Here is a 12,586-nt window from a genome sequence, read left to right on the forward strand (position 1 = left end):
CAATGCGGCAAATCATGCAACCAAATACCGACTTGTTTGTTTTTCTGGCAGGTAAAATGCTTACGGCCTGATTGTTATCTTTGATCCGGCAATGGCTGCAATTATGCAACTTCCTGATATTGAGCACTGGAGACTTGGTCTGGCACAGCCGCTTTTGATCGGAGGCCCATGTGGGGTTGAATCACCCACTCAGATCAACGCGATTGCCCGGGCATTAGCCGGCTCGGGTGTAGGGATGCTTCGCGGAGGCATTTGGAAACCGCGTACCCGTCCGGGCAGTTTTCAGGGAATCGGATCGGAAGCGCTTACCTGGTTGAAGGATGCCGGGGTCTCGGTAGGGATGCCGGTGATGGTGGAGGTTGCCAGTCCATTTCACGTTGGTGAGGCCTTGACGGCCGGAATCGATGTGTTATGGATCGGTGCACGAACGACGGTGAATCCATTTCTGGTGCAGGAAATCTGTGAGGCTTTGCGAGGCGTCGACATACCGGTGATGGTAAAGAATCCGGTTCATCCTGACCTGGAATTGTGGATCGGTGCGCTGGAGCGATTGGATCAGGCCGGCATCCATCGGCTTGCTACTATCCACCGGGGATTCCATACGTATGAAAAATCCCGTTATCGGAATGCGCCACTCTGGTCTTTGCCATTGGAATTGAAACGGCGTATACCGACTTTGCCCATCCTGAACGATCCCAGCCATATATGCGGAGATCGTGCATTGATTGCGGGTGTTGCGCAGACGGCCATTGACCTCGGATTCAACGGACTGATGGTGGAGGTTCATCCTGATCCGGCGAATGCCCTGAGTGACCCTGAACAGCAGTTGACTCCCGACGGCTTCAGGACATTGATAGCCGGGCTTGTTTTCCGCAAACCGACCACCGATGATGCGGTGGTACGTCATGTTCTCGATGATCTGCGGAAGCGAATCGACCGGATCGATGATGAATTGTTGGAGTTACTGGCCGTTCGGATGCAAGCCGTGCGGGAGATTGGGGAATACAAGCGGGAGCATAACATGACCATTTTTCAGTTGGAGCGTTGGAATGAGATCTTGAGAACGCGTCCGGCAACAGGTGCAGGCCTGGATCTGAATAAGCAGTTCGTTGTTCGTTTGATGGAACTCATCCACGAAGATTCGATTCACCAACAGAGCCAGATCCTCTACCGTCATCCCACGTCGGACGGCAAGGATGCTGCCCCTACTTCCTGATGATGGACCGGATCAATGCAGGATCCTATTCGATACAGATCGGCGCGGATGCGCTGGGTCGATTGGAAGATTTCGCACGAACTGTCAACAAGTTAAAGAAGTTCATCCTCGTCGATGCGAATACCCGTATCCATTGCCTCCCGCATTTGATCCGACATTGCCCTTCACTGAGTCAGTCGGTTGTAATCGAAGTACCCGCCGGCGAAGCTTGCAAGTCCGTTGAAACGCTTTCGTATGTCTGGCAATGCATGCTTGAACAGGGAGTCGACCGACAAAGCTGTCTGTTCATTTGCGGTGGAGGGGCCGTTTGCGATCTTGGTGGCTTCGCTGCCGCCACGTATCATCGCGGAATTCCCTGCCACCTGATTCCGACAAGTTTGCTCGCAATGGTCGACGCGTCCGTAGGAGGGAAGACGGCGATCAATCTGGGTCATGTAAAGAACCCGGTCGGAATATTCTCCATGCCAGCCGGTGTTCATATTGATCCCGCCTTCCTGAGCACCTTGCCAACGCGCGAGCTGCGCTCGGGTTTGGCGGAAATTTTCAAACATGCGTGTCTGTCTTCCGGACTTTCGTTTCCAAACAACCGTGATCTCCGCTCTCTTAATGTCACTGAATGGAGTGAATGGATCGGTTTATCCGTAGCATACAAGCAATCGATTGTTGCAGCCGATCCGGAAGACAGGGATGTTCGGCAGTTGTTGAACTTCGGTCATACGCTTGGTCATGCTATCGAAGCGGTTTCGCTTTCAACCGAGGATGATCACTTGCTGCATGGCGAGGCGATTGCCCTGGGCATGATAGGAGAAATCTATCTTTCCACCCTGTTATGCGGTTTGCCGCAGGATCAGGCCGGGGAAATGGTTGACTGGTTATGTACGACGTTTCATGGACTTCATTGGAAGTGGTCTGTGGATGAATTGATCCGGCACCTTCAGCACGACAAGAAGCGCTCGGAGGAGACCGTTCGTTTCAGTCTTCTCAAGAAGCGGGGTGAGGGCCGAGTCGGCGTATCGGTTGGTCTCGAACTGGTGCCGGAGGCCGTTGATTATATCCGGCAGTCGCTGGCACGAACCCGAACGGTCGCATGATTGCCTGTGTGCGATTCCATCAACAGCGAGTAGCGGGTACGGTCTTGCTGCCTGCGTCCAAGAGCATATCGAACCGGTATTTACTCCTGCGATCACTGACCGGCAGCGATGCTGCGATCGCGAATTTGTCTGAAGCGCGTGATACGCGTTTACTGCAGGAGTTGTTGAACTCCACTACTACCGTGTTGGATGCACAGGATGCCGGTACGGTTTACCGCTTTCTTACGGCTATGCTGGCCTATAAACCGGGCAAATGGCAGTTGACGGGAACGCTCAGGATGCAAGAACGTCCGGTGGGTGCGTTGGTGGAAGCACTACGAACCCTGGGCGCCGACATCCGATATACCGGTAAGGATGGGTACCCGCCTCTGGAGATACAAGGAGGAAAGTTGGTCAGCGGATCGATTACGGTGGACGGTTCCGTTTCCAGTCAGTTCATCAGCGCTCTCTTGTTGGTGGCTCCTTTTCTGCCACAGGGTCTGCGAGTTCGAACGAACGGGGAACTGGTATCGGCGCCTTATATAGCAATGACGGTGGCGATTCTCCGAAAATGCGGCATACCGGTGGATGTTAATGGTCAGGATATTCATATCTCCGCTGCACCTGTTCGTCTTGAAAACGCAGTCGTTGAATCGGACTGGAGTTCCGCGGCTTTTTTCTTTGAAGCGGCCTGTCTTTCGCCCGAAGCTTCCATCCTTTTTCCCGGACTTGAAGAAACTTCCGTTCAGGGAGACGCGCGCCTGGCAACCCTTGGAAGTCATTTCGGATTGATCTCCGGATTTGATGAAAGCGGGTGGCGGCTCGAAGGAACGGGAAGACATCCCAATTCGGTCGAGTTGGATTTGCGCGGGGAGCCAGACCTTTTTCCGGCGCTTTGTGCTGCTGCTGCGGGAATGGGAATGACCGGCAGCTTTTCAGGCCTTGGGCATTTGCGCAACAAAGAAAGCGACCGTCTGTTGGCCATGGAGGAGAACCTGCTGTTATTGGGAGCGGATTGCAGTTTAGTCGATGACGGTTTGGTGCTGCATTCCGCTCAGCCATTACGGACTGATGGGATCTTGCTAAACGGATTCGCGGATCACCGCATCGTAATGGCCATGGCGCTGCTGGCAACCCGATGCGGGTACATTCGTGTAACGGATGCGGAGCAGGTTGCTAAATCCTTTCCCGGATTTTGGAAAGCGCTGGGTAAGCTGGGCTACGAAGTTCAGTTGGAACCTTGATTCCAGCGTAATTGAACCGAGAGATCGCTTTTTATCGTCCCATCCGGATGATTCAGTTTACTATCTTGCCCGGATCGTGTCCATCCGTTTTTGACAGCAATGTCCAGCGATCGTGCTACGCGCCATTTGATTACGGCGACGATTCTTGTCAGGTTCCCATAGTAACCGGGCATCGAAAAACCATATAACACATCTGGCTCCTGGCTATAGATCGCGGCGGCATAGGAAGTGGTTTCGGCGAGGGCGAAGCGGATGGTCCCTTGTATCGGAGACTTTAGCGGCCTTATAGACCAGTCGGTAAAGGCCAGCCATCCTTTTTCGTCTCCATCGTGCAGATGCTCAAACCGCGTTTCCAACGAGAGGAAAGGAGGGAGGCTGGTTGTCATGGAGAATCGTATGCTTTCCCTCGACTGTGAAAATGTGGTTCGTTCATATGCATTATTGGATCCGACCGGATAAGACCTTCTGCGATAGCGTAAGCGGAATTGTGTCTTCCGGTTAGGATTATAGAATACCTGTAGTTGCTGTTCATCCAGCATGCTGGGGCTGTCGATGCGGTAACGAAGCCAATCAAAGGTGGTTTTTTGCAGCAACACCTGAAGCGTACACACAGGTAAAAGACGCGACTGGAGAGAAAACACAAATCCATTTTCGTTTTCGTTGCGCATGTTTTCACCGGGTGCATCGCTCAGGAGCGTTACTGGTCCTCTGCCAAAATTCCGGTATTGGATTCCGGCGTTCAGCTTTTTTCCCAACGCAGCCTGAATTCCACCGATGAGACTATGGCTGCCATTTCGATAGGCTGATTCGAAGAAGCATGTTGTGTTTTGCCAGTGCCAGGTTCCGTCGATGGATCCGGCGACAACTTTTTCCGGAAAGATTCGATATTGAGCATAGGCATTGTCGTTCGGTGATAGATTTTTCGGTAGATGCTGAAAGAGGGCGGTTGCTCCAAGCGATTTACTTTTTCCGCTGAATGATCCGTGGCAACCAAGTATGGTCACCGGGAACGTGGCTTTCCCGGCGATTTCCTGTTGGGTACTATGGATACCGGAAGTTTGAAGCGAAGAGAATTGGGCCAACGAATCGTCGGAAATTCCCGCGTCACGTTTCCGGGAGCTGACGAACAGTTCCATCGTAAAGGACTTTCTTCCAAGTGAGATTGCGGCCCCGCGCAAACCAGCATTTTCATCGGAAGATGTATAGGGAAGTATGCCACGCGCTTGTCGACGCAACAATGCGGGGTCAGCCGTGAAGCCTGTTCCGAAGCCGAGCCATGCCAAACTTCCTTGACCAAACTGTACCGCATAGTCGCCTACGATTAATTTGCGGAGCAAACCTCTGCCATTATAGCTGATAAAGCCAGCGATATAATCCGGTCGGCGTTTATCGTCCAACCAGGCTTCGCCGGGATCCTTCTCCATCCGTAATCCCATTGTCCACTGGTCCCTGATTCGCATACGATAGCGCAGGAGGCTTCGAAATCCGTTCCCGGCGGTATTCTTGTACTCTTGTTCTGTTCCATTCCAAACCGTTCCTGCTCCTCCAAGGCGAACGATCAATTCCTGCCGTAGCTGGGCTTTCTTGATGGCAAAGGTTTGCCGATCCGTGATTCTGATATAGGGCGCGATCCGCCGGATGTCATCGGGTGACAGGCTGGCAATTACCTGGAGTTCTTCCATACGAAGAATTGGTCCGAAACGCTCACGATGGCCGATCATTCGTTCCACTTGCTCATTCGTCAGACCCGGTAGTTCTTTCAAGTGTTCCAGGGACGCGGTATTCAGATCGATGCGCTGACTCATCCTCAGGCTGATCTCTTCCATCGCGTCCGCGCCATCACGGTCGGTTCCGTCTTCGCGCCAGACTATTGCTTCAATCGGCTTCATTTCCTGCAGACTATCCTGTGCCCGAACGCTGTAGATCGCGGCAAGCATCAGTAAAGTCAGCAATCCTTCAGGCCTTCTCATGACCGTTTGTGGAGAAAGAACAGCAGCGCTGCACCGGTACGCGTTCCCAGTTGACGATGTTGTTCGAAGTAGAAATCCAATCTCCAGGTTGAAAACGAAACGCTGCTACCCATGCTCAGTAGCATGCGATCCGATCTCCAGCCGCAGGAAAACCCCAGCATACTCGTGGCCTGATACCGTATACCGGATGCGACTACAATAGGCGTTCCCGAGCGTTGGACAGCTTCCAGAGACCAGTTGATAGCCCGCAAAGGGCTCCAGGACAATCCGCAGCGAATACTTGGCTGCTCGACATTGGTGGAGATCGTTCGTGTCATGGATTCAGGGTGATCGATGACCAGGCCAAGGCTCGTCTTTGGAAATGGCTGAATCCACCACCCCAGGGACGAGCCCCACGTCAGGATCGACGTGGTCTGCTGCTGCTCACGCACAGATCGGTGGTAAGCTCTGAGCGAGATGCCGAAGCGGGACTTGTTGAAAAGTGTGATTCCGGCGGAAAGGTTAACCTGGTTGTTGCGATAAGGTGCTTTCCCGGTCTGGGTGACTTCCATTCCTATGCGGCGATTTCCTGCTGCGGTAGCGAAAGCCAGCCCACAATTCCGCAGCAGGCCGATCCCATAGCGATCTTCCACATACGCCTGCACGGTTGAAACGCTGGTATCTCCCGGAGAAGCGGGATTCGTGAGAATGGCAATCTCGTCACTCAACGAAACGCCGCTCGTCGCCATTCCCCAGGAGCGGATGTTCGATGCAAGAACACCGTTGGCAAGGGCGAGACACGCTGCGAGAAGGATCAACCGATAGGACATTCGACCGCGAAACTATCGGGGTCGTTTGTCGGAAAGAAACTGTAAATGCGGTTGATTATATGCGGAGGTGCCCCGGCACTTAGGAGGACCCTTTTTTCAAGGCATCATTGGCATTCATCACCTTTTCACGGAGTGAATTCTTGAATTCCAGAACCTTTTTTCTGACTTCGGGATCAGCAGCTCCCAATATCTGCGCGGCCAGTATACCCGCATTTTGTGCCGCGTTGATCGCTACCGTTGCAACCGGAACTCCATTGGGCATTTGGAGGATGGAAAGGATCGAGTCCCAGCCGTCGATGGAATTGCTTGATCGCACCGGAACTCCAATTACCGGCAGGGGTGTAATCGAAGCTACCATGCCCGGAAGATGGGCGGCGCCACCGGCACCCGCGATGATAACCCTGAGGCCCCGGTCGGCCGCTGTCTTAGCATAATCCATCATCCACTCCGGTGTCCGATGAGCGGAAACTATCCTGACCTCATGGGCAATGCCGAATTCAGTCAACAGTTGAGCCGCGTCTTGCATGACGGAGAGGTCGGACTGGCTTCCCATGATGATACCTACAAGTGGATTGGACATTGCGTTGGGTGGATATATGGAGGTTATGCTTTTACTTTCAGTGTATCGCGTATGGTTCTGGCAATACGCCGTGCTTCTTCCAGGTCCGGATGACAGACTGTAACATGCCCCATTTTTCGGAATGGCTTCGTCAGCAGTTTGCCGTATAAATGTACATGCACACCCGGAATAGACAGGGCTTCTTCGAGACCCTCGTAGCGAGCCGGGCCTTCGAATCCTTTTTCACCCAACAGATTCACCATCACTGCAGGTTGTATGATGGACGTATCACCCAGGGGCAGTCCGAGGATGGCGCGCAGGTGTTGCTCGTACTGGGAGGTCTGGTTGGCTTCGATGGTGTGATGGCCGCTGTTGTGCGGACGTGGAGCCAGTTCGTTGACCAGCAGTTCCCCGGTTGTAGTGAGGAACATTTCAACTGCCAGCACGCCTACCATATCAAGGGCTTCGGCAACTTGTCGTGCGATGCGTTCGGCTTCAGCCGCAACGGCCGGGGATAGACTGGAAGGGGAGAACAGGAATTCGACCAGGTTGGCTTCCTTGTTGAAATCCATCTCGACCGGAGGGAATGCCTTGCAGTGACCACGACTGTTCCGTGCGACGATAACGGCGACTTCCCGTTCGAAGGGTACCCAGGCTTCGAGCACGCTCGGAGCATCGAAGGCCATATCGAGGTCAGCAGTGCTCCGCAAAGGTTGAACACCTTTGCCGTCGTAGCCTCCACGACGTAGTTTCTGCATGACCGGCAGTTCAGTACCGCCGGACAGGATTTCACTTTTATTGTTGACCAGCGTGAATGGAGCAGTCGGTATTCCGTGTTCACGGAAGAACGATTTTTGAGCTCCCTTATCCTGAATCAGCCGGATGACGCGCGGTTGTGGGAAGATCTTTCTTCCTTCCTGTTCCAGCCGTTCCAGTGCGGTGGTGTTGACGTGTTCAATTTCGATAGTCAGGACCTCAAGCTCCTTGCCGAATTCGTATACTGCAGCTTCGTCATTAAAATGGCCGATGGTAAAGGAACTCGCGATGTCTTTGCAAGGCGCGTTCGGGTCTGGATCCAATACATGTGTAACCAGATTCCAGTCGGCCGCTTTCTGGAGTAGCATGCGCCCCAATTGGCCTCCGCCCAGGATGCCGATTTTAGCAGAAACTGAGGGATTGCCCGCCATTTCGAGGACGAAAATACTCAATCCCGGAGTACCGTTGAACATTGCACAAGGGCGAGTTTCGGCTTACTTTTGCGCCTTAGCCGGCCGGCCTATGTCCACCATCGTTGTACGCGATAAGCGTTTCGAGATTTCCATTCCCAGCAGTACGATCACAACGCGGATTGACGAGATGGCCGCGGAGATCAACCGGCGATATTCGGGCAAACGACCTGTATTCGTCGTGGTCTTGAACGGTGCCTTTCTTTTTGGGGCAGAAGTGTTCAGGCGATATGAGGGCGATTGCGAAATCGCCTTTATCCGACTGGCTTCTTATTCGGGGACGCAATCGACCGGGAATGTCCGGAACCTTGTGGGTTTGACGATGGAAATCCGGGACCGGCATGTCATCATTCTTGAAGATATCGTCGATACCGGAGAAACCGCCGTTCACCTTCTGGATGAGTTGAATGCACGACAGCCGGCATCGATTTCTTTTGCCAGTCTGTTATTCAAGCCGGCCGCATTGAAACGGGAAGTCAAACTCGACTATGTCGGATTCGAAGTTCCTAACGACTTCTTACTGGGCTTTGGCCTGGATTACGACGGCCTGGGTCGAAACCTTAACGATATCTATAAGCTTGCCAATTCCTGATCATCGCCATGTTGAACCTCGTACTCTTCGGACCGCCGGGAGCCGGTAAAGGCACCCAATCGGAGAAACTGATCGCCCGTTATAGCCTCGTTCATCTATCGACCGGGGATATTCTTCGGAGCGAAGTGGCGAATCAGACCACCCTTGGAATAGAGGCGAAGAAGTTGATGGATCAGGGTTTGCTGGTTCCCGACGCGGTCGTGATTGGTATGATCGAGTCGAGGCTGGAGCAGCATAAGGATGGTAAAGGCTTCATCTTCGATGGTTTCCCCAGAACCACTGCGCAGGCGGAAGCGCTCGATGCCTTGTTGAAGCGTCATAACACAGCCATAACCTGCATGCTTGCATTGGAAGTTCCGGATGAAGAATTGATTCGTCGGTTACTGAACCGGGGAAAGGAGTCCGGCAGAGCGGATGATCAGGACGAAAAGGTGATTGCGAAGCGGATTGTAGAATACAATGCGAAGACCGCGCCCCTTAAGCAGTACTATTCTCAGCAACAGAAGTTTCATGGGATCCAGGGTTTGGGAACCATTGATGAGATCTTCCAGTCACTTACTACGCAGATTGACCGATACCCGGCCTGAATATTCAGTCCGGCACTAAAAATATTAATTGAGCAGCAGGGCCAGCGCAGATGTCTTCCAACTTTGTCGATTACGTAAAGATCTGTTGTCGCAGCGGTGCTGGCGGCCCTGGATCCGTTCATTTTCACCGAGACAAGCATACGGCCAAGGGTGGGCCCGACGGCGGTGACGGTGGAGAAGGCGGCAGCATTATTCTACGGGGTAACAAGCAACTGTGGACACTTTTACACCTGAAATACCGGAAGCACGTAATCGCAGAGCCAGGTGAGAAAGGGTCGAATGCACTGAAGACGGGTGCTTCCGGCAAAGATGAGATCCTCGATGTTCCCATCGGAACGGTGGCAAAGGACGCGGAGACGAATGAAGTCCTGTTCGAGATCACGGAAGACGGACAGGAGCAAGTACTGGTTCCCGGCGGACGGGGAGGGAAGGGGAATAATTTCTTCAAGACCTCCACGCTTCAGACTCCACGCTTCGCACAGCCAGGCGAACCGGGTCGTGAAGAATGGAAGATACTGGAGCTTAAGATCCTTGCCGACGTAGGGTTGGTGGGATTCCCGAACGCAGGGAAGAGTACGTTGCTGTCGGTTGTCAGTGCCGCCAAGCCAGAGATTGCCGATTATCCGTTCACGACATTGGTGCCGAATCTGGGTATCGTATCCTATCGGGATGGTCGTTCATTCGTAATGGCTGACATACCGGGAATTATCGAAGGCGCCCATGCTGGTAAGGGATTGGGTTTGCGTTTTCTGCGACACATTGAACGCAACTCGGTATTGCTTTTCATGGTTCCCTGCGACTCCAAAGACATCCGCAGGGAATATGCGATTCTTGTTAACGAGTTGGAACAGTATAACCCGGAGTTGTTGCATAAGGACCGGGTGCTCGCTGTTACCAAGTGCGATCTGTTGGATCAGGAATTACTGCAAGCCATGCAGTCGGAAGTGCCAAAGGGTGTACAGGCCGTATTCATTTCTTCTGCTACCGGCATGGGGATCGATCGGTTGAAGGATGCACTTTGGGCGACCTTGAACAAACCGGAGCAGCCTTGAGATGTGGGAGCGACTCGACGCGATTGACACGCAACTGCTGTTAGCCCTCAACGGGATACATGCCCCCTGGCTCGATTCCGTTTTTACCTTCATCAGCGCTCGGTTTGTCTGGTTGCCGCTCTACGCGTATTTTGCGTGGAAGCTATACAAGGCATTGCCCGGACGATTTCTCGTCCGCCTGGTCGTGATCGCTTTATTGATCACTGCCAGTGACCAATTGGCATCCGGCGTGATCAAGCCGTTGGTACAACGTCCGCGTCCCTGTCATGTTCCGGAGCTGGAAGGAAAACTGCATTTGGTTGACGGTAATTGCGGAGGCCCGTATGGATTCGTGTCTTCACACGCCGCTAATACCTTCGCACTCGCAACGTTCTTGTGGTTGTTATTCTCGCGCAGACACGGTCGTGCCGGTTGGTACCCGATGTTTGCCTGGGCAGCGGTAGTTTCCTATAGCCGCATTTATCTTGGCGTACATTATCCCGGGGATATCCTATGCGCAGCCTTGCTGGGAACCGTCCTTGGCGTATTGGCTTATCTTGTCATCGTTAGAATAGAAAAGCACCCCATCGCTCATGCAACGTAAATTTTCATTCCTGAGACTTACCCTCCTTTGCAGTTTGCTCGCCAGTTTCACGACTGGCCGGGCACAGAAATCAAAAGTCAATCCCGGGGGAAGCACAGGACCCGACCGGCCTCGTCTGGTGGTCGGTATTGTGGTAGACCAGATGCGTTATGATTATCTCTATCGGTATTGGAATCAATATGGAGAAACGGGCTTCAAGCGATTACTGCGGGAAGGATTTTCCTGCCAGGACGCTCATTTCGATTACGTGCCGACCTATACGGCTCCCGGTCATGCCTGTATTTATACCGGGACTACGCCCTCGGTAAACGGTATCATTTCGAATGAATGGTTCGATCGCGAGAGCAGGAAAGGGGTGTATTGTGTCAACGATACGACCGTAAAACCGGTCGGGACAACCTCCATCTCCGGGAAAATGTCACCACATCGCCTGCTGACGACCACGATCACGGATGAACTTCGATTCGCCACCAACGATCGCTCCAAGGTCATTGCGTTAGCCCTCAAGGATCGTGGCGCGATATTGCCCGGCGGGCACCGGGCCAATGCCGCATATTGGCACGACCCGTATCTCGACAACTGGGTGACCAGTACGTATTACATGAACGCCTTACCGGATTGGGTGACGCGTTTCAACGAACGGAAGGTTGCCGACTCGTTGCTGCAATATTCGTGGGAAACCTTATTGCCCATTCGCGAATACACCCAAAGTACAGCAGACGATTCTCCGTACGAAGGGAAGTTCAAGGGAGAAACTGCTCCGGTTTTCCCACACAAACTGGCTGAATTGAAAAAGACCGATGGAGAATTGATCCGTCGCACGCCATTCGGAAATACGTACACGTTCATGTTCGCGAAGGCCGCTTTGGCGGGTGAGCAATTGGGAAAAGGAGAGGAGACTGATTTTTTAGCAGTCAGTTTATCTTCTCCTGATTATATCGGGCATCAATTTGGTATCAATTCGATTGAAGTACAGGATACCTATTTGCGACTGGACCGCGAACTGGGAGATTTCCTGAGCGCGCTTGACCGTCAGGTCGGCACCGGAAACTATCTCGTGTTCCTGACCGCTGATCATGGCGCGGTGGCGAATCCCCAGTACAACGACGATCATCATGTGCCGGCGGGATTTTTCGAAGAAGATCTGCTCGGGGATACGCTTAAGAAATTTCTTGCCAGGACTTATTTGTCCGATACACTCTTGCTGAATGTAAACTCGAACGCGATCTATCTGAACCGTGCGGAAATTGCCGCTAAGAAATTGTCGCTCGAGGAAGTGCAGTCACGGGTCGTCCAATTGGTTTCGTCTTTCCCCGGGGTTGCGGTGGCGCTATCGGGCAGCGAATTGGGGCGCTATCTGCAACGTGACGGCATTGCCTCTCTGATGCAGCGAGGGTTCAATGTGCAACGTTCAGCCGATGTATCTGTACAGTTGAAGCCCGGTTGGCTGGACTGGTATGTAAAGACCGGAACATCTCATGGCGCTGCCTACAGTTACGACACCCATGTTCCGATCGTCTTCATGGGTTATGGCATTCGGCCTGGTGCTACGGCTGCTCCCGTATCGGTCAAAGACATTGCACCGACCCTCGCGGTTTTATTGTCTGTTGAAAACCCCAACGGCACCACGGGAAAGGCCATTCAGTCCATCGTTGAGCGGCCGTAATTTCTCATTTTA

12 protein-coding genes are annotated in these 12,586 nt (G+C 53.0%); 8 read left to right on the forward strand and 4 right to left on the reverse strand.

Annotation, left to right across the window (positions count from 1 at the left end):
- Positions 1-103 precede the first annotated feature (103 nt).
- Genes IPJ96_06835 through IPJ96_06845 form a run of 3 tightly spaced genes read left to right on the forward strand, consistent with a single transcriptional unit; the run spans position 104 to position 3,530 of the window.
- Positions 104-1,216, forward strand: a complete 1,113-nt coding sequence (locus IPJ96_06835) for a bifunctional 3-deoxy-7-phosphoheptulonate synthase/chorismate mutase type II (protein MBK7910063.1) — start codon at positions 104-106, stop codon at positions 1,214-1,216.
- On the forward strand, positions 1,216-2,307 hold the full coding sequence (locus tag IPJ96_06840; GenBank protein MBK7910064.1) for a 3-dehydroquinate synthase: 1,092 nt from the start codon (positions 1,216-1,218) through the stop codon (positions 2,305-2,307). Before IPJ96_06835 ends, IPJ96_06840 begins: the two co-directional genes overlap by 1 nt.
- Entirely contained in the window at positions 2,304-3,530 is a 1,227-nt protein-coding gene (locus tag IPJ96_06845) for a 3-phosphoshikimate 1-carboxyvinyltransferase (GenBank protein ID MBK7910065.1), read from the forward strand. Before IPJ96_06840 ends, IPJ96_06845 begins: the two co-directional genes overlap by 4 nt.
- Here IPJ96_06845 and IPJ96_06850 read toward each other — a convergent pair.
- The 4 genes from IPJ96_06850 to IPJ96_06865 form a co-directional block, all read right to left on the reverse strand.
- Entirely contained in the window at positions 3,515-5,500 is a 1,986-nt protein-coding gene (locus IPJ96_06850) for a helix-hairpin-helix domain-containing protein (protein MBK7910066.1), read from the reverse strand. The genes IPJ96_06845 and IPJ96_06850 overlap by 16 nt on opposite strands.
- A complete protein-coding gene (locus tag IPJ96_06855; protein ID MBK7910067.1) occupies positions 5,497-6,309 on the reverse strand; it encodes a hypothetical protein in 813 nt (270 codons plus the stop codon). Before IPJ96_06855 ends, IPJ96_06850 begins: the two co-directional genes overlap by 4 nt.
- Positions 6,310-6,388: 79 nt before the next feature.
- Positions 6,389-6,889: a 5-(carboxyamino)imidazole ribonucleotide mutase gene (gene purE, locus IPJ96_06860; protein MBK7910068.1), complete on the reverse strand. Its 501-nt coding sequence runs from the start codon at positions 6,887-6,889 to the stop codon at positions 6,389-6,391.
- 23 nt (positions 6,890-6,912) lie between these two features.
- Complete coding sequence (locus IPJ96_06865) at positions 6,913-8,055, reverse strand: 5-(carboxyamino)imidazole ribonucleotide synthase (protein MBK7910069.1); 1,143 nt, start codon at positions 8,053-8,055, stop codon at positions 6,913-6,915.
- 91 nt (positions 8,056-8,146) lie between these two features.
- Between IPJ96_06865 and hpt the strand changes: the two genes are divergently transcribed.
- The 5 genes from hpt to IPJ96_06890 are packed head-to-tail and all read left to right on the forward strand — an operon-like array spanning position 8,147 to position 12,574.
- Positions 8,147-8,686, forward strand: a complete 540-nt coding sequence (gene hpt, locus IPJ96_06870) for a hypoxanthine phosphoribosyltransferase (GenBank protein MBK7910070.1) — start codon at positions 8,147-8,149, stop codon at positions 8,684-8,686.
- An 8-nt stretch (positions 8,687-8,694) separates the two neighbouring features.
- A complete protein-coding gene (locus IPJ96_06875; GenBank protein MBK7910071.1) occupies positions 8,695-9,273 on the forward strand; it encodes an adenylate kinase in 579 nt (192 codons plus the stop codon).
- 50 nt (positions 9,274-9,323) lie between these two features.
- Positions 9,324-10,325 (forward strand): GTPase ObgE, encoded by a 1,002-nt coding sequence (gene obgE, locus IPJ96_06880; protein ID MBK7910072.1) that lies wholly within the window; start codon positions 9,324-9,326, stop codon positions 10,323-10,325.
- Between the two features lies 1 nt (position 10,326).
- Positions 10,327-10,908 carry a phosphatase PAP2 family protein gene (locus IPJ96_06885; GenBank protein ID MBK7910073.1) on the forward strand — a complete coding sequence of 194 codons (582 nt, stop codon included), beginning with the start codon at positions 10,327-10,329 and terminating at the stop codon, positions 10,906-10,908.
- A complete protein-coding gene (locus IPJ96_06890) occupies positions 10,898-12,574 on the forward strand; it encodes an alkaline phosphatase family protein (protein ID MBK7910074.1) in 1,677 nt (558 codons plus the stop codon). The genes IPJ96_06885 and IPJ96_06890 overlap by 11 nt, the downstream gene beginning before the upstream one ends.
- The last annotated feature ends 12 nt before the right edge of the window (positions 12,575-12,586 follow it).

The organism is Bacteroidota bacterium (genome assembly GCA_016713765.1).
In the GTDB taxonomy this organism is placed as follows: domain Bacteria; phylum Bacteroidota; class Bacteroidia; order AKYH767-A; family 2013-40CM-41-45; genus Pollutiaquabacter; species Pollutiaquabacter aromativorans.